Annotated in this window: 21 protein-coding genes and 2 pseudogenes; 11 read left to right on the top strand and 12 right to left on the bottom strand. The window is 68.2% G+C overall.

Annotated elements, in window-relative coordinates; genetic code table 11:
• The first annotated feature begins 70 nt into the window (after nt 1–70).
• Genes Q2K19_RS05390 through Q2K19_RS05370 form a run of 5 tightly spaced genes read left to right on the top strand, consistent with a single transcriptional unit; the run spans nt 71 to nt 7,118 of the window.
• On the top strand, nt 71–2,632 hold the full coding sequence (locus tag Q2K19_RS05390) for a Z1 domain-containing protein (RefSeq protein WP_302768115.1): 2,562 nt from the start codon (nt 71–73) through the stop codon (nt 2,630–2,632).
• On the top strand, nt 2,629–3,615 hold the full coding sequence (locus Q2K19_RS05385; RefSeq protein WP_302768113.1) for a PD-(D/E)XK motif protein: 987 nt from the start codon (nt 2,629–2,631) through the stop codon (nt 3,613–3,615). The genes Q2K19_RS05390 and Q2K19_RS05385 overlap by 4 nt, the downstream gene beginning before the upstream one ends.
• Nucleotides 3,612–5,486, top strand: a complete 1,875-nt coding sequence (locus Q2K19_RS05380) for a hypothetical protein (protein ID WP_302768111.1) — start codon at nt 3,612–3,614, stop codon at nt 5,484–5,486. The genes Q2K19_RS05385 and Q2K19_RS05380 overlap by 4 nt, the downstream gene beginning before the upstream one ends.
• Nucleotides 5,476–6,363 carry a hypothetical protein gene (locus Q2K19_RS05375; RefSeq protein ID WP_302768109.1) on the top strand — a complete coding sequence of 296 codons (888 nt, stop codon included), beginning with the start codon at nt 5,476–5,478 and terminating at the stop codon, nt 6,361–6,363. Before Q2K19_RS05380 ends, Q2K19_RS05375 begins: the two co-directional genes overlap by 11 nt.
• Entirely contained in the window at nt 6,360–7,118 is a 759-nt protein-coding gene (locus Q2K19_RS05370) for a hypothetical protein (protein WP_302768108.1), read from the top strand. The genes Q2K19_RS05375 and Q2K19_RS05370 overlap by 4 nt, the downstream gene beginning before the upstream one ends.
• Here the strand turns inward: Q2K19_RS05370 and Q2K19_RS05365 are convergent.
• The 3 genes from Q2K19_RS05365 to Q2K19_RS05355 form a co-directional block, all read right to left on the bottom strand.
• Nucleotides 7,088–8,182 carry a DNA cytosine methyltransferase gene (locus tag Q2K19_RS05365; protein ID WP_302768106.1) on the bottom strand — a complete coding sequence of 365 codons (1,095 nt, stop codon included), beginning with the start codon at nt 8,180–8,182 and terminating at the stop codon, nt 7,088–7,090. The two genes, Q2K19_RS05370 and Q2K19_RS05365, sit on opposite strands and share 31 nt — an antisense overlap.
• Before the next feature lie 420 nt (nt 8,183–8,602).
• The gene (locus Q2K19_RS05360; RefSeq protein WP_302768105.1) at nt 8,603–9,370 is read right to left on the bottom strand and encodes a hypothetical protein; all 768 of its coding nucleotides are present in this window, start codon (nt 9,368–9,370) and stop codon (nt 8,603–8,605) included.
• Nucleotides 9,371–9,549: 179 nt separating this feature from the next.
• Nucleotides 9,550–9,780: a winged helix-turn-helix domain-containing protein gene (locus tag Q2K19_RS05355; RefSeq protein WP_302768104.1), complete on the bottom strand. Its 231-nt coding sequence runs from the start codon at nt 9,778–9,780 to the stop codon at nt 9,550–9,552.
• A gap of 367 nt (nt 9,781–10,147) precedes the next feature.
• Here Q2K19_RS05355 and Q2K19_RS05350 point away from each other — a divergent pair, with 367 nt between their 5' ends.
• From Q2K19_RS05350 to Q2K19_RS05330, 5 genes are read left to right on the top strand one after another with little or no spacing between them, the layout of a single operon-like run.
• Nucleotides 10,148–10,402, top strand: coding sequence for a hypothetical protein (locus Q2K19_RS05350; protein WP_302768102.1), 255 nt, complete (start codon nt 10,148–10,150; stop codon nt 10,400–10,402).
• Nucleotides 10,399–10,665: a DivIVA domain-containing protein gene (locus tag Q2K19_RS05345; protein ID WP_302768101.1), complete on the top strand. Its 267-nt coding sequence runs from the start codon at nt 10,399–10,401 to the stop codon at nt 10,663–10,665. The genes Q2K19_RS05350 and Q2K19_RS05345 overlap by 4 nt, the downstream gene beginning before the upstream one ends.
• Entirely contained in the window at nt 10,662–10,916 is a 255-nt protein-coding gene (locus Q2K19_RS05340) for a hypothetical protein (RefSeq protein WP_302768100.1), read from the top strand. The genes Q2K19_RS05345 and Q2K19_RS05340 overlap by 4 nt, the downstream gene beginning before the upstream one ends.
• A gap of 18 nt (nt 10,917–10,934) precedes the next feature.
• On the top strand, nt 10,935–11,105 hold the full coding sequence (locus tag Q2K19_RS05335; RefSeq protein ID WP_302768099.1) for a hypothetical protein: 171 nt from the start codon (nt 10,935–10,937) through the stop codon (nt 11,103–11,105).
• A 20-nt stretch (nt 11,106–11,125) separates the two neighbouring features.
• The gene (locus Q2K19_RS05330) at nt 11,126–11,329 is read left to right on the top strand and encodes a hypothetical protein (RefSeq protein ID WP_302768098.1); all 204 of its coding nucleotides are present in this window, start codon (nt 11,126–11,128) and stop codon (nt 11,327–11,329) included.
• Between the two features lie 451 nt (nt 11,330–11,780).
• On the opposite strand, the gene Q2K19_RS05325 is transcribed toward Q2K19_RS05330, so the two are convergent.
• The 7 genes and pseudogenes from Q2K19_RS05325 to Q2K19_RS05295 form a co-directional block, all read right to left on the bottom strand.
• Nucleotides 11,781–12,257, bottom strand: coding sequence for a nucleotidyl transferase AbiEii/AbiGii toxin family protein (locus Q2K19_RS05325; RefSeq protein ID WP_302768097.1), 477 nt, complete (start codon nt 12,255–12,257; stop codon nt 11,781–11,783).
• 7 nt (nt 12,258–12,264) lie between these two features.
• A complete protein-coding gene (locus Q2K19_RS05320; RefSeq protein WP_302768096.1) occupies nt 12,265–12,753 on the bottom strand; it encodes a nucleotidyl transferase AbiEii/AbiGii toxin family protein in 489 nt (162 codons plus the stop codon).
• Between the two features lie 248 nt (nt 12,754–13,001).
• Nucleotides 13,002–13,592: pseudogene (locus Q2K19_RS05315) on the bottom strand (replication-relaxation family protein); the annotation flags it as partial.
• A gap of 4 nt (nt 13,593–13,596) precedes the next feature.
• Nucleotides 13,597–14,795, bottom strand: a protein-coding gene (locus Q2K19_RS05310) for an IS3 family transposase (RefSeq protein ID WP_302764626.1) whose coding sequence is annotated in 2 segments (ribosomal slippage) — nt 13,597–14,507 and nt 14,507–14,795 — 1,200 coding nt in all. Because the reading frame shifts where the segments join, the coding sequence is not laid out codon by codon here.
• A 74-nt stretch (nt 14,796–14,869) separates the two neighbouring features.
• Nucleotides 14,870–15,247, bottom strand: a pseudogene (locus tag Q2K19_RS05305) (replication-relaxation family protein); the annotation flags it as partial.
• Nucleotides 15,248–15,700: 453 nt separating this feature from the next.
• The gene (locus tag Q2K19_RS05300) at nt 15,701–16,477 is read right to left on the bottom strand and encodes a DUF2637 domain-containing protein (RefSeq protein ID WP_446839767.1); all 777 of its coding nucleotides are present in this window, start codon (nt 16,475–16,477) and stop codon (nt 15,701–15,703) included.
• Nucleotides 16,478–17,315: 838 nt separating this feature from the next.
• On the bottom strand, nt 17,316–17,594 hold the full coding sequence (locus Q2K19_RS05295; RefSeq protein ID WP_302768094.1) for an STAS domain-containing protein: 279 nt from the start codon (nt 17,592–17,594) through the stop codon (nt 17,316–17,318).
• 53 nt (nt 17,595–17,647) lie between these two features.
• Here Q2K19_RS05295 and Q2K19_RS05290 point away from each other — a divergent pair, with 53 nt between their 5' ends.
• The gene (locus Q2K19_RS05290) at nt 17,648–19,168 is read left to right on the top strand and encodes a hypothetical protein (protein ID WP_302768093.1); all 1,521 of its coding nucleotides are present in this window, start codon (nt 17,648–17,650) and stop codon (nt 19,166–19,168) included.
• 64 nt (nt 19,169–19,232) lie between these two features.
• On the opposite strand, the gene Q2K19_RS05285 is transcribed toward Q2K19_RS05290, so the two are convergent.
• Nucleotides 19,233–19,691, bottom strand: a complete 459-nt coding sequence (locus Q2K19_RS05285; protein ID WP_302768092.1) for a DUF5709 domain-containing protein — start codon at nt 19,689–19,691, stop codon at nt 19,233–19,235.
• Nucleotides 19,692–19,824: 133 nt separating this feature from the next.
• Nucleotides 19,825–23,124 carry an NACHT domain-containing protein gene (locus Q2K19_RS05280; RefSeq protein ID WP_302768091.1) on the bottom strand — a complete coding sequence of 1,100 codons (3,300 nt, stop codon included), beginning with the start codon at nt 23,122–23,124 and terminating at the stop codon, nt 19,825–19,827.
• Between the last annotated feature and the right edge of the window lie 49 nt (nt 23,125–23,173).

Raw genomic sequence — 23,173 nt, 5'->3', positions numbered from 1 at the left:
GTGATCGGCGGGGCAGCCGAACCGCTCCGCCTGCGTTAAGTTCCTCCAGAAATTCGGAAAGGTGGTCACCATGAGCCTGTATGCCGTCTTTGCGGACTGGGCCAGGCGACATGGCGTTGAGGCGGCCGTCCTGAGCTTCTCCGAGTCGTTGTCGAGGGAAGCCGTCGAGAAGTTCAGGTGTCAGTTCGAGGCCGACAAGGCGAAGGTGCAGGCGGGCGGACCACCGATCATCACCGCCGGATCGGACGACTGGTACAGCGGGCCGGGTGAGTCAGACCGCTACTGGCAGGCGCTGAGGGCGCAGTTCGAGGCGGAGGATTGGCCAACCGCGCGGATCGATTCCGTGGATCACTCGTCCAGCACTGTCGTCGCTCACACGCCCCGCCCAGACCGCCAGAAATGGGACTCCAAGGGCCTCGTGGTCGGTTACGTGCAGAGTGGCAAGACGACAAACTTCACGGCCGTAGTGGCGAAACTGGCCGACGTGCAGTACCGGCTCGTCATTGTGCTCTCCGGCATTCACAACGGCCTACGCCGACAGACGCAGGTGCGCCTGGATCAATACCTGAAGGAGCTCAACCCTGACCGCTGGGTGACGCTGACGGAGGAGACGCGAGACTTCGTCAAGCCCTCGCACGACGCCTCAGCCGCTCTGAGCGCCGAGAAGACAGTCCTGGCCGTGGTGAAGAAGAATGCCGCCGTCCTGGGCAAACTCATCAAGTGGCTGGACACCTCGAACGGGAGAAAGGCGCTCGAGTCCGCGCCGGTATTGATCATCGATGACGAGGCCGACCAGGCGTCGGTGGCCACCGGCAGGATCAATCCGCTCATTCGCAGACTCCTGCGACTCATGCCGCGATGCACGTACGTCGGTTACACGGCGACACCCTTCGCGAACGTTTTCGTCGACCCTTCCCAGGATGACCTCTATCCGAAATCCTTCATTCTCAATCTGCCACGCCCCGAGGGGTATTTCGGCCCTGACAAGATCTTCGGTCGGGATGCTGTCGAAGGAGAGAACGCCGACGAGCAGGGGCCGCCGGACGGCTACGACATGGTCCGCCTGGTGGACGAGGACGACGTTCCCCTGCTGCGCCCCGGGAGCAAGGAGCCGGCAGACGGCTTCACGCCCACCATGGTTGACGAGCTTGTCACCGCCGTTCGTTGGTTCTGGCTTGCCACGGCCGCTCGTCGGGCCCGCGGCGATACGGACCACAGCACGATGCTCATCCACACGTCGGTCAAGATTGCTGTCCACGAGAGTTACCGGGCGCCCCTCGAGGCACTCAGACAGAAGGCCGCGGCGGATCTGGCCTTCGGTCGGCCCGGGGTCGCCGACGATTGGCGGAACCTGTGGGAGAAGGAGTCGGCACGGGTTCCGGCCGAGGACTTCGGCCGGACGCAGAACTTGTTCGAGGACCTGTTGCCGCACCTCGGCGACGTCATTGCCTCGACCCGAGTGGTGCTCGACAACTATCGGAGTCAGGACCGGCTCGACTACTCCGAGCCGTCCGCGGTAGCGATCGCCGTCGGTGGTAACACACTTTCTCGTGGCCTGACCTTGGAGGGCCTCGTCGTCAGCTTCTTCGTACGGGGTGCGACGGCCTACGACACCCTGCTTCAAATGGGCCGCTGGTTCGGCTATCGCACCGGCTTCGAGGACCTGCCCCGAATCTGGATGACGCCCAGTCTTGCTGCAGCGTTTCGGCACCTGGCGACAGTCGAGCACGAGATGCGTGATGACATCGACCGGTACCAGCGCGAGAACCTGACCCCCACCCAGGTGGCGGTGCGAATCCGCACACATCCTGCGCTTCGAATCACCGCCAAGATGGGTGCCGCTCAGCCGGCCTTCATCTCGTACGCCGGACGCCGGCTTCAAACCCGGTACTTCCGTCACAGGGACACTGACTGGCTCGAGAGTAACCGCCATGCTGCGGAAAGCTTCGTCCAAGATGCGGTCCGACACGGCCAGGTAGACGAAGGCGTGGACGGGGCCCGGCTTGTCCGAGACGTCCCGGTGTCGCTCGTGAAGGCTTTCCTCAAGCGCTACAAGGTGCACGAGGACTCGCCAGACCTAGATACGACGCTCATGGTCAGGTACATCGATCAACAGCTCACAAGCGACCCGCCGAGCCTATCCACGTGGTCGGTCGCCGTCGTAATCGGCGAGGGCTCGGAGGCGAAGCTGGGCGGCCTGGACATCAGATTCTCGATCAGGTCTCGTCTGAACGACGGTCAGAGCGAGCGTGCCGACATCAAGACTCTGATGAGCAAGCAAGACCGAGCCCTCGACCTCGGTCTGACGCTTGCCCAGGCACGGGCGCTGAGCGAGAGCGAGCTCGTTCGTTTGCGTAACAACCACCCGGTCTGCCGAGACCGCGGTCTCGTCGTCCTTTACCTGATCGATCCGATCAGCGAGCCGGCAAAGCAAAAGCAGAAGACGGACGATGCTCATCCGTTGCGTGTCCCGCTTAGCGCCGTGGAACCAGTGGTCGGAATGGGCATCACCTTCCCGGGAGATGTCCGGACCAAGAGCGTCCAGGCCACCCATGTCGCCGTGGACCTCACGGACGTCGAGAGCGAGAACGTCGACGAGGCGCTCGACGTGGATACCGAGGGGCTGGCGTGAGGGAGTCCGAGCCGAACATGCTGGAGCGCGCGTGGGCGGTGCTGGTACCGCCACGTGGCAAGGCGCTGACCTCCTTCCCGCTCGAGGTCCTGTGCGGAAAGGAGCCCTGCCGCGTTGCGCTCGATGCCGCCGGCGCCCGGCACCTTCTCGTACCGGCGGGCGATCAAGCGGTGACCGTCGACACGAAACCGGCGGTGCTCAGGCTGGCGATCCGCAAGCTCGGCTTCGGAGGGGCGGCGCTTACCTACATCGACGTCTCATGCGCCGAGGCCGACCTGTTCCCCGAGTTCGACGAGGTCGTGACCGATGTACTGGAGGCGGTATCGGACGCGCCGAGACCTGCATCGGCGGCCGTCGAAGCAGTCACCCGTTGGCGCAGACTCTTCCGAAGCTCGCTTCTCCGAGGCATGTCCCGGCAGGCCAAGCTCGGGCTGTTCGCCGAGTTGGTGATGCTCTCCGCCCTCGTCGAAGCAGATCCCGGCTTCCCGGTACAAGCATGGCGTGGACCCCTCAACGAGCCGCACGATTTCGAGTCGACGGCTCGGTGCCTGGAGGTCAAGGCCCTGAGTGCCGTGGGCGACGGCATCATCGTCCACGGGCTGGAGCAGCTGAACACGCATGACGACCGCCCCTTGGATCTTGTCCTGATCAGAGTGTTGGAAGATCCTGACGGGAGCAGTGTGAGCGACCGCGTCCGCTGGCTCCGCGGTGTCGTCGCGTCGCGATCCGACCTCCGGACCCGTCTTTCGGCAGTGGGCTGGTCCGAACAGCCCGATCGACCCGACCTCGACATGTTCGCTGTCGGCGAGGTGCTCAGGGTGGTCGTGGACGGAGAAACGCCTCGTGTCGTACCAACGTCCCTCGTCGCCGGGGGGCTGCCAAGCGGCATCGACAAGCTGAGTTACCAGGTGGACCTTGCCGCGCTGCTTCCGCTTGCCGCTGGCGCCTCGCTCTCCGAGATCGCGGAGGAGGCAGTGCGATGAAGGCTCGATGGTGGTCACAGCCATTCGCGCCGGAAGGATCGGCCGCCGCGGAAGGCATCGTCAAGCAGCTGGGCAGGCCAGCACTCGATCCGCTCACCGTTCTGGTTAGAGAGGCCGCGCAGAACAGCTGGGACGCCCACCTCCCGGATGGCCTCGTGGAGTTCGGTATCGACGTCCGCGTGCTGGGCGACACGGTAGGGGCATGGCGGAACCTACTGCTGCCAGGGCCACTCGCGGAGTCGGACCTCGACCTCGACGCAGCTCTGAGGCCCGACGCCGCGGTGCTGGTGGTCTCGGACCGAAACACCGTAGGTCTGGGCGGCCCGCTCCGTGCCGGAGAGCGGGCGACGGACGACGAGAGACCGGACTTCGTGCAGTTCCTTCGGAACGTCGGGGAACCGAGCGACCATCAGTTCGGTGGTGGCACGTACGGATTCGGCAAGGGCATCTTCTACCGACTCAGCCGGGCCGGGACCATTCTTGTGGACACCAACACGGCAGCAGGCGGCCCGGCCGGGCGCCGGCTGATGGGCGCTGCCCTCGGTCACAGCTGGTACCTCGAAGACCGACGTTTCACGGGCCGCCACTGGTGGGGGCAGGTGGCGACTGACGACGTGCCAGATCCCCTCTTGAACGGGGATGCCGACGCGGTGGCGGAGGCCCTGGGCCTGCCGGGCTTCGCCGACGGCCGCACCGGGACCGACATCGTGGTTCTCGCCGCCGGTCTGGGTCCCGCCGGATCGGAGTCGGACTCCCGCGAGAGGACGCCCGCCGAGGCCGCGACGTTCATCACCTCGTCAATTCTCTGGAATCTGTGGCCGAAGATGGTTCCGGACGAGCACGGCCGTCAGATGCGCTTCGTGGTGGGCGTCAATGGCTCATCGGTTCCGGTCCCGGCCCCCGACACCGTCGACGACTTGGCACCCTTCGTCGAGGCGCTGCGCGATGTTCGGGCGGGCATGGGAGCGGCCTATTCGCGCACCGTCCGGCCGAAGCACGCGGGCTCCTTTGCGATGGCCCTCGGGGTGGCCGACGGCGGAAACCGGCGGCTGTCGGTCACAGCGGCAAGGCCGTTCGAGGGACCTTCCCACCACGTCGCCCGGATGCGCGTCGCTGAACTCGTGGTGGACTACATGCCCGGACCGATGCACCCTGACGCGCGCCTTTTGTATGGCGCGGTGTTCAAGGCGTCAGAGGACTCCGATGCGCTGTTCGCGCTCGCCGAGCCGCCCACGCACGACGACTGGATCTCCAAAGGGCTGAGCGGTTCGGCTCGTGGCGTCGTGCTCGGAGCGCGAGCTTTCGTGCAGAAGCAGCTAGACGAGAAACTCGGTCTCGGACCCCAGGCTGGCGGCTCGGGTGGTCAGGGTCTGGGGGAGCTTGCGGTCCTGCTCGCCGGCATCGTGCCCGCTCGGCTCGATAGCGGCCACAACACTGAAGGACCCGAGAGTAGAGGTAGCTCCAGCGGGGGTGACGGTCCAGGTCCGTCGTTCGGCGGAGGCTCGTTCGGTGGTACAACGTCCCGGCGCGGAGGGAGAGCACGCCTGACCGGTACGCCGTCCCTGCGAATTCATCAGGGACACCCGTACCTCGTAGCACCGGTCAGGGTTCCTGCGGACGTGAAGGTGAGGATCGTGTCCGCGGACGTCGAGGTGGTCGTCGAAGGCGGCGGTCGGGAGAGCGAGCCACCTTTGGGTGCCGCATTGCCGCAGGTCATGCAATGGCAGTCCGCCAACGGCGACGTCGTCGTACAGGGAAGGAGTATCCAAGTGCCACCGGGCGAGGAGTCGGAGTGGTACGTGTACGCCACCTACCTGCCGGATGCGGTCGTGCGCTTTCGAGTGAGCCAGGAGGCCTCCAGTGCCAGCTGAGGTGCGTCCCTATCTCGTACCCCAAGCCGGCACGGTGGTCTGGCAACCATGGCTGCTGCTCGATGGCCATGAGTGGCGCCCCCTGCCGGACGAGCTCGACGGTTGGGATCCGGCGACGGACCTTCGCATCGGGGGACGGGTGCAGGTCGATGCCACAAGGTTCTTTCAGGAGACGGGAGTCGAGCTTGCGAACGTAGCCTTGACCGTCTCGTGGACCAGTTCGACGACGGACATGACTGAGGCGTCTCCTCCGGTGCGGTTCGACGCCGGTGGCGGCGCCGTCGTGGACACGATCCTCGTCGGGGAGCGTCTGTCAGGGGTCCTGACGCTTCGGGCTACAGTCAGCCTCGTTCATCCACCGGTCGGGCGAGCGGTCGGAGTTGCCGCCGTTCCGGGGTCCGTGCTGGCCGAGCACGTCCAGCGGGTGGTATTGGAGAACGTCTCCTCTATGTTCCCGGTCAGTGAAATCGACTTCGCGCAGACTCGGCTCTCGCCGACTGCGAGCTGGCATCTCGAGACCAGCACGGATCTGGTTGCGCCGTTCTACGGAACGTTTCGTGTGCTCATCAACAGACGCGACCGGGAGTTGAGCGCAGCGGTCGCCCGCGGTGCCAAGGACAAGAGGCAACAGGCTTTGCTCGACGAGTTGCAGGCGGGGATCGCTGGCTTGCTTCTCGAGCTTGCACTGCACCTTCGTGACGACCTTCGTGATCGTGATGAATGGCCACCGGACAGTGTCGGAGATGTCCTCTCCAGAACGCTGGCGGCTTCGCCGTTGTCAGGGCCAGCTCCACCGTCGCCCGTAGATCTGGCCGAATTCAGGACGCAGATCTCGGGGGCGGTCAGGCGCCTTGGAAGGGGACGGGTGTTCCAGTGAGCGACCTCTGGCCGCATCTGCCGGCGGTCGTCGCCGCAGCGATGTACGTCCAGCTCAAGAATGGGAGTACGCCCGCTCAACGCCCGAGCCACCCGGACCAGATTTGGGCACCTGTCGGTGGTCGGGTATCCGGTCACCGGGTCGGCGAGCTCATCGATGCCGTCTCGTCGCTCGGAGAGACGTACGGCTTCCCGGAGTCGGCCGCCCCCGAGGCACGAGTCGCCTTCGATCGGAGTGCAGCCGCTCTCTTGCGCAGCCATATGGATCTGTCATGGGCCGAAGCCGGCAACCGGGATCTGTGGTCCTTCATCTCGTTGGTCGCTCTTCCGCACCTGACCAAATGGCGCTTCGGCACGGACAACCGGGAAAGATGGGTCGCCACCGACCTGACCAGACATACCTGGGCGCGACTGTGGTGGCAGGCAATCGTCTTCGCTGGCCATGAGCAGATTCTCGCTGCGCTTACCGAAAGTGACCTCAACCAGCTGCTAGAACGTCGCAGTATCGGCGGTGACCCGCGCTTGGTACGTGAAACTGCTCGCGCCGTCACAGAGCTCTCGGGGAATGCTCCCCGGAGGAAGGTGATTCGCGATGTCACACTGAGGCTGATGCGATACCTGGCATTCGTCGACGTAAGGGCTCTGACCGACCAGCAGATTCGAGACCTCTGTTCAGAGTTGACGATTGAGACGCTCAGACGTCTGCCCGGTGAGGAGTTCCCTCATCAGCGGCGCGCCAACGTGTCGGCGATGTGATTCGCCAGTCCCGCCGCCAGCTCGACGGGCACGGCGTTGCCGATCTGTCGAGCGATCTGAATTTTGGTTCCGCACCACTTGAAGTCGTCCTTGAAGCCCTGCAGCAGTGCCGCCTCGTGGTGGCTCAATGCCCGGTGTTCCTCAGGGTGCAGGTAACGACCCTTCTCCGGCTTGAAGAACTCGGTCCTGATGGTGACCGACGGTCGGTCCCAGCGCAGGCGCGCGAACACGTCCATGCCGTCGGTCCGCCCCACCCAGCATGGGGGAAGGAGATGCTGCGGGATGCTACGCCGATCACCCTCCGGTGGGATGCTCCTCATCCGCTCGAGCGAAATCTCCGCGTACCGTCGTGCGAAGTCCAGGGACGACGCCTTGAAGGCTCCGGGTACCTGCTGCCCGAAGAATCGGTCAGTGTCGTCCGGAAGCTCGGTGTTCTCCGGGATAACGGAGTTGCGGAGATCCCAGATGGCGTCGCGTACGGTTCTCCATTCTTTTCGGGGTACATTTCCTTCCGGCACCTGTATCTTCGGGTAGTCCTTCAGCGTCCCGATAACGATGAACCTGCGGCGCAGCTGCGCCGCTCCGAAATTCGCGGCGAGAACCGGCTTGCAGGTCAGCCAATAGTCGCTGAGCTGTCCGCCCGGTTCCATCTCCTTACGAAAGCTGTCGAATTGGCTGGAGCGCTCGAACTGTGGCACGTTTTCGAGCAAGAACGCCGCAGGTTTGATCTTCACCAGGGCCTTGACGTACTGGCGCCACATGGAGTTGCGCGGATCACCGATGTCGCGCTTGCCCAGGTTGGAAAAGCCCTGACAGGGTGGGCCGCCGATTACGACGTCAGCCGACGGTAGGTCGCCCTTCACCCATTCCGCGATGTCGCCCCAGTAGACGTTCTCTTCGCCAAAATTCGCAGCGTACGTCGACGCAGCGGCGAGGTCGAATTCGACGGCCCCCACGGACCGGTAACGGCCGGTGCTGTGGAAGCCGGAGGTCAGACCGCCGCAACCGGCGAAGAGGTCGACGACTCGAAGCTTGTCCGACCCGTCCTCCAACGTGTCCGTCACCCTTTCCTCCTGCCGGGAAGACGCCACCACGCATGAGTCGCTAGGGGCGGTGGAGCCATGGTATTGATCAAGTTCGGAGGTGCCGTGCAGGCGCGCCAGCCGCCCGATGGCGGGAGCGGGAGAGCTGTTCCAACCGGCCTCTTCCTTCGTCGACCAACGGATCCGGAGACGTTTGCGCCCACCGTACCGGTCACCTACGACATCCCTTCGCCACCCGTCCGTGCAGTGCTTGCCAACGGCACCGTCGGTGGGCGCGTGCGGCCCAGCAGCGTAACCGAAGACCGTCCACGTCTCGCCGATGGGAGGTCGCGGATGCGACGCTCCTCTCACGCGCCCGCCCCTGCAGACGTCGCTGGTGCAGGGCCCGAGGCATCTCACGCGCATTCTGAGTGGCGGATCAGCCTCGGACGGAAGGGAGGCTCAGGAGCCTTGTCGTGGTGAAGGGATGACGGAGCGTCGGACTCGCGGAAGTGCTTGGTGACCTTCCCTGGCCCAGCGACTCCAAGAGAGCGGGGCGTACCGATTTGCCTGGAGGCTATCCATCTCGGGGTTGCGGCGGTCGTCGATCCAGCGCATGTCGATCGCGTCGCCGCGGTCGGAGGCGTCTACAACTGCGATGTCCAGGGCAATGTTCGGGTAGCTGCGGCCCGTAGCTTCATCGTGCTGCACAACCTGCTCGAGGCGCTGAAGGATGCCGACCCCGCAGAACTCCACGTGGCCCTTCACCAGGGTTTGCCCGTCTCGCTCTACCGTCGCTGAGCGGAACAGTAAGAGTGGCGGCGCAAGCAATCGTTCCTCCATGCTGGAGGCCGCAAAGTGGGGCCAGGCCGCGAGGAGAGCCTTGTTGCCCGTGGTGGTGCCGAGCGAGCCCGGGGTGTCTACCTTGTGGTCTCCGTAGTAGCGAACGTGGCCGTGGTCCAGGTCGAACTCGTCGTACCAGGGATTGGTTGCGTGCCCAGCCTTCCAAGGGCTGGATCGGAGGGCAACGACCGGCCGCCGTACCCCGTCCGGCGCGTGCACGTTTGCCGGCGCGTTGATTCCTCGCTCCAGCATGATGCGCGGAAGGCTGCTGTCCGGCGACGGCATCACAAAGTAGTAGTTGAGATAGCCGTCCAGCGTCTCCTGGAGGGGGCTGGCGTCGCGCGCGTAGCGAAGGATGTCGTGCGTCCGGACGATGCGAGGCTTCATGATCAAATGATGTCATCTTCAGGCCTTGCGGGAACAGACCCGTCCGGGTCTGAGACGTGATCATGGCTCAGTTTTGGGGCATTCGGTCATATCGAACGAGGCGAAATCGTCCTGGCCGCCGATCCTTTCGGACCCACGGGGTGGCCAGGCGGAGGATCGGTATTTGCCTGTGCGTCGGACTATCCGCTCGGTTGATCGGCGACGAAGACGCCGCGGCCCGGTGCCCCGACGACGATGCCCCGGTCGCGAAGCAGGGCGATGGCACGAGCTGCGGTGGAGAATGACACAGAGTAGAGGTCGGCGAGCTGGGAGTACGACGGCAGCTTGGCTCCGGGCTCGTACTCGCCCTTCTTGATCCTTGCCGCGATGTCGGCGGCGATGTCGGTGTAGCTGAGCGGGATAGGGGACACACGAGATCCTTCCGGGCTGGCACCTAACGCCGATCCTCTCACCTCCTCCTCCTGGTTGACCTATAGCCCCTAGTGACATAGGTTGTCCCCGAGTCGCTCGGGTTGGCACCAGAACGGCTCGTCCGGGCACCAGTGCCCGATCAGTGCCGGGGCGGCAGACCAAGGCTGCCCCGGCACCCGCACCAAGCTTGCTGCAGAAGTGGCCGACCACCAGCAGGTGCCCAGGTGGCAAGACATTCGCCGCTCGGAATGAGGGGCGGCACATAAGAGGCCCGGGGCGGGTGCTGGGCTCCGGCCGGTACGGACGCGCGGTCGTAACGGTCGACTCCGCCTGCCTCGGCGCCCAACCATCCGGCAAGGGAGCGACATGGACTCGATCGACGACATGCTCGGCGAACTACCCCTACCGCCCTACGTCACCGCCGAAGACGTCACCTTCGCCGTCAAGGCCGTCACCGTGCACGCCGCCGAGCAGTGGCCCGAGGGCCCGCGCTGTCGCAACGACCGCGCCCCGCACCCATGCCGCCTGCACCGCTGGGGCCACCGGGTCCTGATAGAGCGCGGCCTGAGTGAGTGCGACATCGAAGCCCTGGTCGCCGAGCAGACAGCGAGGCAGCCGTGATCTACGTGACCGGAGAACGCCTGCGACCGCACCAGATCCGCGCCGCCGCCTTCGACACCCGCTGGCGCGGCCTCAACCCCGACCAGGTCCACGCCTACCTCAACCAGCTCGCCGACGAGCTCGACCGCCTGCACCGCGAGCTGACCACCGCCAACACCGAGGCCGAGCGCATCCGCCAGGCCCTACGCCAGTGGCAGTCGCGCCACGCCGGCTGCCGCTTCACCGAGCCGGACTGGTCACCCAACAATCGGTGGCAGCGATGACTGCACCCCGCTGGATCATCCACCTGCCCACCAAGCTGACCAGCCAGGATGCCGCCACCGACCTGGCCGGCGCGCTGCGCGGCTCCCTCGCCCACGTCGCCGCCTTCGACTTCGGCGAGACCACCCTCAGCGAGGAGGACAGCCAGCACCTCCGCCACCGCGTCTGGTGCGACGCGCGGCTCGATGACGGCCGGCGGTGCCGGCTTCGCGACGGGCACTCCGGATCGTGTGGGACCACGGGGGAGCGCTGAGGCCGGTACCGTCCGGGGATGCTCGACGCCGACGACCTTTTGGCCGACTTCACGGCTCCCCAGCCGTACACGATGGAAGCCGCCGCCGGCGCTCTCACCTCGCCCGGCGTGCATGTGGTCCTCGACCCGGCACGGTCGTCTACGTCGGCTGGACTGGGAACCTGCGCAACCGCCTCCGGCAGCACCTGACCGGCAACCGGGGCTCGTCGGTGTTGCACGAGCAGGTCGGCCGCTTCGTCGACACGCCAACCGAAGTGACGACAAGGCAGGGCATCTCCCGCTGGCTGGGCCGGCGCGAGGTCCGCTGGCAGGAGACCGACAACCCGGAGGGTACGAAGGAAGTCCTCGTCCTGGCCCTCAAGCCCCGCTTCAACCGGCAGGTGCCGAAGCCGCGCCCCCTGCCTCCCCGGTAGACCCATCCTGAGATCACAATTCGCCGAAGTATCTGGTGGTGTTTGGGTACGTCGTTCTGTGGCGCCGCCAGGGTCACGGCATGACCGCTGTTACTCCTGGTCTATCCCAGTTCCGCCACGCCGGGGAGATCGTGGCAGCCGCCCTGGCCGGGCTGGCTCTCGGCGTCCTCCCGGGGCCCGTGCCGAGGCTGCCGTCGACACCCATCTCCTCGGTGACGCCGACCTGACGGAGGTACGCGCCAACCACACGCTCGCCGCCCGGTCGCAGGTGCCAGCCCGGCTTCCGGTCCTACCGCACCCTGAGGTCCCCCCGGTTTCACGGAACATCAACCACTCCGCGAAAGCGGGGGGATCTCACCCGCCGACGCGGTATAGACCGTATGAGCAGTCCGGTCAGCCGGGCTACTCATACCGTCCATGCGGCGGTGCAGCAGGCCAGCCTTAACGATGTTTAGCTCCTCACGGGCTGAGCGTCGCTAGGCCCGGAGCGCTCATTGGCCGGGCTCTCATCGCCGTGGTCGGCTGTGACGATGCGGTTGATGAACAGTTGGACCGCTTCAGCAGCCTGCTGCACATCAGCCGGTACGTAGTCTTCGAGGCCTTCGGCTGCCGAGGGATATAGGTCGGCCCAGATGGCAGGCACCTGCAGCACCGGGGGCCACGAATGACGCGCACGTGCGGCGAAGACCTGCTCGCAGGCTTCCCGTACTTCAGGGAGTTGGTCATCACCGACGAGTGGTTCTAGCAGCAGTAGGTCCACGAGGTCGCGGGCACGCGTGTTCACCAAGCCCGGGGTTAGCGGATCGGTACAGGCGTGGATCTTTTGAGCGATCTGAAAGCGGATCGACAGACAGGGAACGGGTGCGGCGGGCTCGAACCCGAGACCGTCAAGCGCGGGCGCGCTGACCTCGTCGTACTCGGCGGCCACGCCTGGCTCAGCGGCACTGATCTCTACGGGGGACTGTGGCAAACGGCTTGTTGTGGTAGCTGAGCTTCACCTCAAAACGGCGAGGCTTGACTGCCAGGCCGGGGATATCCGCCTCGGCTTGGCGGGTGACGCGACCGCTGAAGCCGGCCCAGGGGATCTTGACTGCCTCGGCCGCGCGGGACACGAAGTCAGCGAGGTCGCCACGCACGACAGCATCAAGATCCTTGGAGGTGCGTGATGCTGATAGCCCGAGTCGGAACTCGAGCGCGGTTCCACCTTTGACCAGCAGCGGTGGGCCACTGATGGGCTGCTTGACCCGGGTAAGCATCTCGGTGACAACCAGTGCGCTGAGCTGGCGCTGCAGCCGCCCGAACAGCGCTCCCTGGTTCCTGGCGGCATTGCGTAGACGGTCTTGCAGTGAGCGCAGGTTGCTCGGCGGTGACGTGGCACTGCGGGCCGCGGGAACCGGGCGGTTGACAGGAGGCTGATCCGTCACCGACGGTCCCCGCGGTGCAGCTTCTTGTTCAGCTGACGTCGAAGATGTGCCGTCTGAGCGGGAGTGAGCAGCGCTTCCCGGCGAGCAGTGGTGATCGCTTGGGTCAGTATCTGCGGGGCAGTGACCTCGCGGCTGGCTCACCGCTCGGACGCAGGTGCCAGCCCTCTTCCGGTCCCACCGCACCCGCCGGGACGGGATTGACGGTGTGAGCAGCCCGGTCAACGGGGCTGCTCACACCGTCAAGGCAATCAGAATGCGCGCCCGTGCGGGCCGGCCGAGGTGCGGGTGGGGAACTCGGCGTCGTGGTCGGTGTCGATGTAGGGCAGGTCGATGAGGCGGCGACGGCCGGCGCCGAGACCGATCGGGTGCCACACCTGCTCGGCGGGGCTCGCGCCGGTGGCGGAGCGTAGGTCGGCGGTGGTGGTGGCGATGACCGCTCGTGGCGTGGTGCCGGTGAGGCGGTGGTGCAGGTTTGCCTCCCGTCGCGCCGACCGTAGGTGGAACAGGACCGGCCATGCCCAGGTGCTCATCGCGTACAAGCGTTCGTACTTGGCGATCTTCTCGGTGAGGATGTCGAGGCGTTCCCGGCCGGTGTCGTATTCGAGGAAGAACGGCACCGAGCGGTCCTGCTCGGTCCACACGCCGGCGCCGTCCGGGCGGGGGAAGCCGCTCGGTCCGTGGACCATGATCTGCGGGTCCCCGCCTTCGCGGTACAACCCGCCGGGGTCGTGGAAGGCGGACGCGGGCTGCCAGCGGTCCAGGCGGCTGTTGGGGTGGGTGCGGGCGTGGCAGGCGAGGTCGATGAAGACCTGGGGGCTTGACCCCTGATCCTGGACACGGGGGTTATGCGGCCGGGGCCAGCGTAGCTGGCGCTGGGCGGGTGTTCTTCTCGTAGGTGATCGGTGATTGCTGTCCGAGCCGGGAGTGGCGTCGAATGGTGTTGTAGCGGTGCAGCCAGCGGAATGCGGCGAGTCGGGCTTCGCGTTTGTCGGTGAAGGCGCGGCGGCCCTGGAGGGTCTCGCGTTTGAAGGTGGCGTTGAACGACTCCGCGGCCGCGTTGTCGGCGGAGCTACCGACCGCGCTCATTGACTGCCGGACCCCTGCCGTGGTGCAGGCGGCGGCGAAGGCCCGGGAGGTGTATTGAGCTCCGTGGTCGGTGTGCATGATCGCCCCGTCGAGGCTGCCCCGGGTGCGCTGCGCCGCGTGGAGGGCGTCGATGACCAGGTCGGTGCGCATGTGGTCGGCGATCGCCCAGCCCGCGAGGCGCCGGGAGTGCAGGTCGAGGACGGTGGCCAGGTAGAGGAATCCGCGGTCACCGACCGGCAGGTAGGTGATGTCGCCGACGTAGCGTTGGTTCGGCGCGGGGGCGGTGAAGTGCCGGCCGATCAGATCCGGGGCCTTCGCCGCGGCCGGGTCCGGCACCGTCGTACGAGTTCGCCTGCGCAACCGCAGACCCTGCACGCCGAAGCGGCGCATCACCCGCGCGACCCGCTTACGGTTGACCAACTGCCCGGCATCGCGCAGCTCGGCGGTGATCCGTGGTGCTCCGTACGTGCCGTCGTGCTCGGCGTGCACCGCCCGGATCCGGCTGGCCAGCGCGACGTCCGCGGCCTGCCGGGCGGCCCGCGCTTCGGCGGCCGATCGCCAGTAGTAGAAGCTCGAGCGGGACACCCCGAGGATCTGACACAACCGCTTCACGCCATAGCGCTGCTGATGGTCGGCGACGAACTGGAAGCGGTTCACCAGCGCGTCTCCCCGGCGAAATACCGGGCCGCCTTCCGCAGAATGTCCCGTTCCTCCTCCAACTCCCGCACCCGCCGCCGCAACGCCGCGTTCTCATCCTCCACCGACCCGGACGCCGGCGGCGCCGCCGGCCCGGCCGCTGCGCCCCGACGCTGATCATCAGCGCGGACCCAACTGCGCAACGTCTCCCGATTGACGCCCAGATCGTCAGCGATCTGCGCGATCGTCGCCCCCGGCCGAGACCGGTACAACGCGACCGCGTCGGCCTTGAACTCGGCGGGGTAGTGCTTGTTCACCATCTGTCAGGGACTCCTGATCTCCCCGGACCATCACGATCCAAGGCTCAAGTGTCCAGGACCAGGGGGCAACTCCCCTGGTTGCCGCCGAGCAGATGGGGCAGGTCCGGGCGTGACGTGAGGGATTGCTTGCGGCGGCGGGCCTGGTCCCGGCGTGGTGGCCCGAGGCCGCGTTGGGCGCGGACGTGGCTGTAGCCGAGCTGGTCCAGAACGTAGTGGTACGGGTAGGAGCCACCGTCGGGTTTGTTGGGTCGGAACCGGTCCACCGCGCGAAGCATGGTGAGGCGGCGCAGCCGGCGTTGAGCGAAATCCAGGGACGGGAACAGGGCGGCGGCGATCTGGTCGGTGGTCAGCAGTCCGTGGTCGTAGAGCCAGGCGAGGAGGCGGTCGTCGCGGGCGGTGATGCTGGCCTGCAGGCGCAGCAGCGGATCTGGTGCCGGTAGCGGTTTACGCATGGGCGGCCCCTGGGGGGACACCCCACACATGAGGGTGTGTCTGGAACCGATCGGCGCCGCTGACAGCGGCCCTGACCTGGGCTGTCAGCGAGAAAGCGGGGTCGGCTTGGGGGTCAGTATCAAGGCAGACGGTCAGACGGAGATCGACACCGACACCGGCATGACCGGTCAGACCGCTTGGATCCAGGTGTGAGAGGGCGGGTGACGCGGATCGGAGGCAGCGCTGGTGGCGCGGGTGGGGGTCGTTGACCTGGATCAGCATGCTCATTGCTCCTTTGAGGATCGGGATTCAGCTGAAGGGGCAGCAGGTGCACTGGCTGCCGCGCCGCTGCGGGCGGGACGGTTGTTCGCTCTGACAGGCCCGGTCAGGTTCTGTCCGGCGGCCGGCTTCCTGACAGGCGCTGGTCTGACCGAGGCAGCGTGGTCTGACAGGAGTCACCGGTTTTCGGTCTGTCAGGCGGCCTCCGGGTGTGACAGGTTCGGCGAGGCCGGGGCCGGTGGGGTGGCCTCGGCGCGGAGGACGCGCACGAGTGCTGAAGCGGTGGCGTTGGACAGGTGGTGCCCGTCCGCGCGTAGTTGCCGGGCGAGTTCCTTGCGGGACAGCGGTGTCCCGTGGATGGCGAGCGTGTGGGCGGCGGTCCGGGCGGCCGGGACCAGCGCGGGGATCTCCAGGCCCCGGTCCCCGACCGGCGGGCCGCCGCGGCGGCGGTCCGGGACCGCTGGGTCCTGGTCCGCTCTAGCCGGGACCGTGGCGGTGCGGTCCCGGACCGTGGCAGTGCTCGTGGGGACCGGCAGCGGCGGTCCAGGGACCGGTTCGCGGGTGTCCGGGACCGCGGCGTCCACGATCCGCGGTGGTCCTGGCTCGCCCGGTGCGGGTTGGGCGGTGTGGTCGGGTGGGGCGGGGTCGGCGCGGCCGAGGGCGATCTTCACCATGGTCAGGAAGCCGAGCGCCGGCAGCGCGGCGGCGACCCAGCCGATCACTGACGCTTCGGCCTCCACGACCTGGGCTGCGAGGGACAGGAACACCGCCACGGTCAGCACGGTCGCCGGGAAGGCAACGCTCTTGTCCAGGCGCCGGTTGCGGCGCAGTTCGAGGCCGGCGGCGATGGAGGCCAGTTCCAGGACGACAGCGTCGGCCCAGGCGAGCCATCCCGGCTGGCCGTGCGCCGCCGCGACGTCATGGACGTGACGGAACGAGGCTGCGCCGGCCGCGCCACCGATCAACAACATGATCAGCACCTGGATCCGGTTCTCCAGCCGCTCCCGCCCCGACCGCACCTCCTTGGGCAGGTCCGGCGTCTGCTGCTCACGTGGTGCCAACGGCCCACCACCTGTCGACACGTCGTCCGTGTAGAGCCTCGAATGGCGTCACCCTGGTCCGGTGGACCGGTAAGGCAACTGCCAGCCTTTTCGGATTGACGAAGGTCGAGATCATGTTCGTGCTCCAGCTTCATTTGTAGGGATTCACCAGCGATGAGGCAGCGCCGTCGGTTGCGCCTACGCGAACCGGGTCGGTTCTCGCGCGGGCGCGACGCTTGCCGGGGAATGCCCGGCAAGGCGGAACCCTTTGTTCGTGCGGAAGTCGCCAATACTTCTCTGTGATCGAGCCGGCAAAACAATCCCGGGGGCAGGCACCCGGTCGGCGGGTGCCGCTACAACCCGTACCGCAGGCCAAGGTCAACGGGCAGGGCAGGAGGGCAGACGGCCAGGGCGCGCCACACGGGTCACGACTCTCGTTACCGGCAGCGCTCGGCGAGCGCCACAGTGGTGTGGCTCAACTCGCCGACGAGTGATCCTTCATGCGGGACCTCCCATCTCTCCATGTCCCCCGCAACACCAGCGCGAACAACAGCAGGCACCCGGTGCTGAGAGCGCCCGCGCTCGTCTTCCTGGCCGGACGCGCCAGCCGCGGTGCGGGAACGTATATCGAGTACGCCCCGGGAACACCCACCGAGTCAACCCCGATTTCCGTGCGGCTCAATCGCCGAACCATGACGCCAGTCCAGTGCAGTGCAATCCGCCAGGCCACGTGCCGCCAGACCGGCGACAGGTGCCCTGGTCCTGGCCCTCAAGGCTCGGTTGAGCCGGCAGATGCCGAAGGTCGGCAAGCTCCAGCAGTGGCACTGCCGCCGCTCACCACCAGCCGCCAGCCGTGCCGCCGCGCGGTCAGGCCCAGCCGGGCCAGCGCCTCGATCGCGACCACGTCGGGGCGCACCCCGGTCACGTCGCAGACCACCACGCCACGGTCCCGGCCACGCAGCACCTCGGCCAGGTCAGCGCAGAGGGCGGGGATGTCCGCGCGGGTCAGAGTCGCGCCGACAGCGAAGGAGATCGCGGAGGTCGTCACCCGGGTAGGACCATCGGGCGCCGGCAAACTCACCGCACCCTAGGGTCCCGGTAGTGTCGGCCGTCATGCGGATGGTCTACACCTCAGCGCCGGACCCGATTTTCATCCCCGCCCGGGACCGGCTGAAGTGGCGGTTCGGCGGCTGGGCCCGGCGGCACCCCCGGCAGGTCGACCTGTTCGTCGTCGAGGCGCTGCTCGACCACCGCTGGGCCGACGGTGACGGCCTTCTCGGACGATGGCAGCCCGAGGACCTCGAAGAGGCGCTGCTCGACTGGTTCCCCCGCCAGGTGACGATGCGGCCGGAGCAGTGGCCAGCCGTCACGCCGACCGTGGGCGCGTTCGTCGACTTCCTCTTCGACCAGGACCTCGCCGACCGGCGCTGCGCCGACCGGCACCTGCTGCACGCCGCCCTGGACAAGCTCGCCGCGCCGTTCGCCGACGCGATGGCGGACCAGAGCCGGTACGGGCTCGCGAAGTTCTGGGCCACCCGGATGCTCCACGAGGGCATCGACCCCGCCGATCAGGTGGCCGCCGAGCGGTTCATCGCCGACCTGCACGCCGGCCGCGTCGCCGTCGACAAGAACCTGCTGAACCAGGTGATGGCCAACCACTTGCTCGGCGAAGATCCCGACCATCATCCGCCGCTGCCGCTGGTGGCCGCGCCCGAGGACGACACACTCCGCGGGCTGGCCGCCGAGTCCGCTGTCGTACGCCGGCTGCGGGAGCTGGTGCGGTGGCTCGGTGGCGGGCGAGCCCTCACCGCCACCGGCCGGCTGCGGCTGGCCGACGCGCGGGAACTCGTCGCGCTGCTCGAGACCGGCGACGTCATCGACCCCAAGATCGGCGACCGGGTCTTCGCCACGCGCAGCAGCGAGGAGCTGCATGGGCTCACCGTGCTGGTCGCCTGGGCCCGGGCTGCCCGCGTCATACGGGTGGTCAAGGGGCGGCTCGTGCCGGTCAAGAGCGCGGCGAAGGTGCTGGCGGACCAGCTCGCGCTGGCCGGGCGGGCGTTCACCGCACTGTTCGAGCTCGGCGAGGCGGTCTGCGGCGCAGGGTGGGCCGAGTCGGTGCTGCGGTGGCGGTTCGACGACGCGGTGTTCGCCGTGGCCATGGCCCTGTTCCTCGCGCCGGAACCCCTCGAGATTGACGAGCTGAGGCGGCTCGCCTACCAGGCCGCGTGCGACGGACTGGGGCTCGACCCGGGTAGCGAAGAGCAGGAGCGGGGCTGGCGCCAGCTCGCCGACAACGACACCGACCGCCTGCTCGACCAGTTGTCCAGGCTCGGCGCGATCGAGAAGGGCGAAGCCGTTGTCGCCCTGACCCCCTTGGGTGTCGGCCTGCTCGCCGGGCACCTACGTGAGCAGGGCGTCGCCGTGCCGACCATCGACCAGCTGACGGATGAGACCGCGGAGGTGGTGGTCGCCACCGCCACCGGCAGTCCGGCGGAAACCGCCGCCGCCCTCATGCACGCCTGGCGCGCCCGCAACCCCGCCACCGCATCGTCCGAGTTACGGGCACTGGCCGAGCGCACCGACGACCCCGAACATCGCAGGGTTGCCCTGGCGTACGCCTGAACCGGCCAGGGCGGGGTTCGCCCCGGCTGCTACTGCGCGCCGGGCAGCGCTGAGCTGGTCCGCCTCACCGCAACGGGCCCTCGCCCGGGCCGTTGGGGTCGTCGACCAGGTGCACCGCGGCCTCCTCCGCGCTCGCCGCACCCCCGTCGATCCCGACATCCCACGCCAAGGAGTCGGCTTCCTCGTCCTCGCCGAGGCCCTCGTCGTAGGCGACCAGGCGTCCCGCGCGCCTCTCGCGCTCGTACCCACGCCGGGTCAGCTCGTCCTCGTCGTCGGCGGCCTCGGCGTACGGGTCGATGTCCGGCTCCTCCTGGGCCAACAGCTGCTCCAGGGGCTCGCCCGCCCGCTCCTCTGCGGGTGTCGTGCCGAACCGGTTCGCACCCGTCCAGCGGTCTCCGGCGGCGATTCCGGTGTCGAGGGGATCGCCGACCCGGTCGTCCAGGGTGTCCGAGGCGTCCAGGACACCGTCGTCCTCGACCACGTTCCACTCCTCGAAGGTGTCGGTTCTCTCGGTCTGGCTCACGGCGGCCTCCCTCCTATCATTCCAACGCTCGGACCCAGCCTAGAATCCGTCCCACGATCTCGCTGCGGTCGGCCCCACAGCCACCAGCCGTCGACCGACCAGCGTTTGCGCTGACGACCGAGCCGGCTGATCGTCACTTCCGCCAGGCGGGGGCCATTCGCTCGGACATCTCTCGCCAGAAAGTCCGCAAATCCTCCCGGTTCACCGCCTGCCAGTCCGCCCGCCCCGGAGCCCGGAACCAGTGCCCGACGAGATCGATCTGGTGGGCGCAGAACGCCTCGTCCATCTGGTACGGCAGCTCGTCTCCCTTCGGCGGCAGCGGGCACAGCCGGAACGGGCAGTCGTCGATGCAGGTGGAGCCGGGTTGGACGTCGTGGGCCTGGCGCCGGCTCAGGGTGACCCGCATGGCGCTGCGGTCGATGGTGAGGCACGGGGGCAGCTCGGCCCGGCTGGCTCGGCTGAGCCGGCGGGCCCGCTCGGAGTTGTCCTGTCCCCGGTCGGCGAGGTTGAGCAGCAGCATCACGTCGGCCAGCAACCGTTGGGCCCGCGGTTCCAGGACGGCCCAGCCGTGCGACGGCGGCAGCCAGGAGTCCTGCATCCGGCGGACGCCGGGTTGGGAGCTGGCCGCTCCCACCCGTCCGACGATCTCCCGCTCGTCAACCCAGCAGCGCCGTTCCGGATGGCGGTCGGTGAGCGCCTCGACGCACAGATCGGCGACCTCGAGGACGAGCGGGTGTGCCGTACCGCTGCCGGGCTGCGGGGCACGGTGCCCGCCGCCGGCGATCGAGGTCCAGAAGGTGACCAGGCCGCGTGGGTCCGAACCGTGACCCCGCTCGCGCAGCGTCTCGCTGGGATCGCGGGGCAGGGCCAGCAGGGTGAGCGCTTGCAGGAGCACCAGGTGCGAGTACCAGAACCGGGAGTAGCGCAGCGCCTTCTCGGCTTCCTCGATCAGGATGCTGCGGTGCGCCGGGTACGTGCGGCAGTTGGCCGCCAGCCGGAAGCCCTGCGCGAGCGTGAGCTCGTAGACGCGGGCCCCGTCCGACGCGTCGGTGGCCAGGCGGTGCACCCAGCGTCGCAGGGTCTCCCGGGCCACGCCCCGCCAGTCCGGTTCGCCGGGGGCGTACGCACCCTCGGCGAAGAGGAACAGCGACGGCGCGATCCAGGTCCGCAGCTCCTCCAGGCGTTCCCGGCCCAGGGTGTCGGCCGTCTCCGGCGGCTCGTCGAGCAGGTCGTGCAGCGCGCGGACGGCTGCGTCGCCGCCGCTGGCGATCTCCCGGGCGGCGGCCAGGCGGGGCAGGTAGGAGGTCTCCTCGGCCATCATCTGGAACAGCTGCCGGTACTGCGGCTCGGGCTGCTGGCCCCGGGGCCCGCCTTCCGGAGGCCGGTTTCCGAGCTGCCGGGCGGCGTCGCCGTACCGGTGCACGAGAGCGATCTTGGCGTCTTCGAGGGGGCGGTCGGTGACCGAGCCGTCTCCCTGGTAGGTGGGCCAGGCGACGCGGATCGCGTCGGCGAGTTTCCGGTGGAGCGGGTGCCCGCTGGCGGCGTCCATCTCCAGCGCGGTCGCGAACATCTCCAGGGCCCGGGTGCGGTTCCGCGTCCCGGTCGCCTCGGCGCAGAGCCGCTGGACGAGGCTGATCGACCGGTTCCGGGTGACCGTCGCGTCCGCGGCGCTCGGGCGGATGCGTACGGTCTGCCGGACGGCGTCACCGAGGCGGTGCAGCCTTCCGGGTGCGGACGGCGGCATCCGCCGTCCGTCCAGCCGTTCGAACACCCCGCCGCTGCGGCAATAGAGGGTGAGGGCCGCGAGCAGTTCCCGTCCGGGGCCGTGGTTGCGGGTGAGGGCCCGATCGAGGAAGGCGTCGTCGCGCAGGGCGGCGGCGAGGAAGCGAGAGCCGAGGTACGCCTGGATCACCCCGTGCTGGAAGCGCACCCCGTCCTGCCGTTTCACCACGATGTTGAGCGCGTCCCCGGTGGTCTCGGCGAGCCCGATGTCCTGCGGGTTGTCGGCGCTGAGCTTGTGCAGCCGGGATCGGAGTTCGGCGAGGATCCACTGCCGGCCGGCGTCCGGCGTGCCGTCGGCGCCGCTGAGTGCGGTGGTGCGCACCGACTGCTGGTTGTCGCGCAGCCCGAGGCAGGCGAGCGCGGAGAGCACCTCGATGGCGTCGGACCGTTCGGTCGGCGGCATGCCGTAGTCCTCGTAGAGGTCCCCGGCGAGGGTGGCTTCGTACCACTCCTCCAGCAGACTCCAGCGCAGCGCGGATCTGCCCCGACCCGCCGGCTCGACCCGGTCGAGGCGGTCGATTTCGTAGAGCTGGCCGATGACCCGCAGGAAGAACGGTGACTCGGCGACGTCGGCGGCCTTGACCAGCCCGGTGATCCGATCCGACCGCTGCCCGGCGTCCGAGCGGCGGCTGCGGCTCTGCACGTACTCCAGGGCGGGGCCCTGGGCGAGCGGCTCCAGCTGCAGCAGCAGCGCGTCCAGCCCGCGCAGCGGATCGGCGGGGCGCGACGCGACCACCAGGGGGAGCCGCTCCCGGACCGCGCCCCGGATGGCCTCGCGCAGCAGGCTGTCCCGGTCGGCGGGCTGGGCGGTGTCGGCGAGGGCCTCCTCCAGGCCGTCGGCGAGCACGACGATGCGGTTCTCCAGCCAGAGCCGCCGCCACACCTTGTCCGCCTCGCCGGTGGCATGCAGTTGGGTGTCGATGGTGCGCTCGAACTGCGCCTGGGCGAGCTGGTGGAAGTTCAGCTGCTCCGGAGTGGTGACGGTGCGCAGGTCGATCCCGATCGGTACGACGTCGGTGGCCATCAGCAGCTCCGCGAGGCGGACCAGCGTCGCCGTCTTGCCGGTGCCGATGTCGCCCACCAGCACCAGCGGCCGGCGGTGGTGCTCGTCGCGCAGCCGTTGGATCATCAGTTCGCACAGCTCGTCACGGCCGACCACGTGGACGCCGCTGATGTCGCGTTCGGCGGTGGCGATCACCATCTGGCGGTTGCGCAGGGCGTTGCGGTCGTACCAGCGGCGGACCCGCAGATACCGCCAGAAGATGAACACCGCGAGGCCGAGCCCCACGATCAGCGGGCCCTTGACGAAGCCCTCCACCTGCCCGCAGTAGTACGACCTCGGCGGCTGTCCCGCGCACCACCGCGACATCGGCAGGAAACCGGGCTCGGTGTCGAGGACCGTCAGCACCAGCGAGTAGATGGTCCACGCCACGAGGATCGTGGCGGTGGCGATGATCGCCCAGCGCAGCCCGTGGTGGTGCCGCCAGGTCATCCGGTGATCGGTCCGGTGGTCCGTCCGCCGGCGGAGGCTCCGCTCGGTCCGGCGTTCCCGTCGGGTGCGCCACCTGCGCCGCCGCTGGCGTAGCCACAGCCCGGCCGCCCAGACCCGGCCACGTCTCGGCCCGCGCATGGCCACCCCCATGATCGACATGGCCGGCTAGCGGAGGGAAGCGCGCCGTGCCTCCTCGCTCAACCCAGGC

It is taken from the genome of Micromonospora sp. NBRC 110009, from assembly GCF_030518795.1.
Taxonomy (GTDB): domain Bacteria; phylum Actinomycetota; class Actinomycetes; order Mycobacteriales; family Micromonosporaceae; genus Micromonospora.
The sequence above is the reverse complement of the archived record's forward strand: the minus strand, read 5'-3'. Positions and strand labels throughout refer to the sequence as shown.

Coding starts and splice junctions, on each gene's coding strand:
- Q2K19_RS05390 (WP_302768115.1), top strand. CDS start 71: ATGAGCCTGTATGCCGTCTTTGCGGACTGGGCCAGGCGACATGGCGTT.
- Q2K19_RS05380 (WP_302768111.1), top strand. CDS start 3,612: ATGAAGGCTCGATGGTGGTCACAGCCATTCGCGCCGGAAGGATCGGCC.
- Q2K19_RS05360 (WP_302768105.1), bottom strand. CDS start 9,370: ATGAAGCCTCGCATCGTCCGGACGCACGACATCCTTCGCTACGCGCGC.
- Q2K19_RS05350 (WP_302768102.1), top strand. CDS start 10,148: ATGGACTCGATCGACGACATGCTCGGCGAACTACCCCTACCGCCCTAC.
- Q2K19_RS05340 (WP_302768100.1), top strand. CDS start 10,662: ATGACTGCACCCCGCTGGATCATCCACCTGCCCACCAAGCTGACCAGC.
- Q2K19_RS05335 (WP_302768099.1), top strand. CDS start 10,935: ATGCTCGACGCCGACGACCTTTTGGCCGACTTCACGGCTCCCCAGCCG.
- Q2K19_RS05300 (WP_446839767.1), bottom strand. CDS start 16,477: ATGTTGTTGATCGGTGGCGCGGCCGGCGCAGCCTCGTTCCGTCACGTC.
- Q2K19_RS05280 (WP_302768091.1), bottom strand. CDS start 23,124: ATGTCGATCATGGGGGTGGCCATGCGCGGGCCGAGACGTGGCCGGGTC.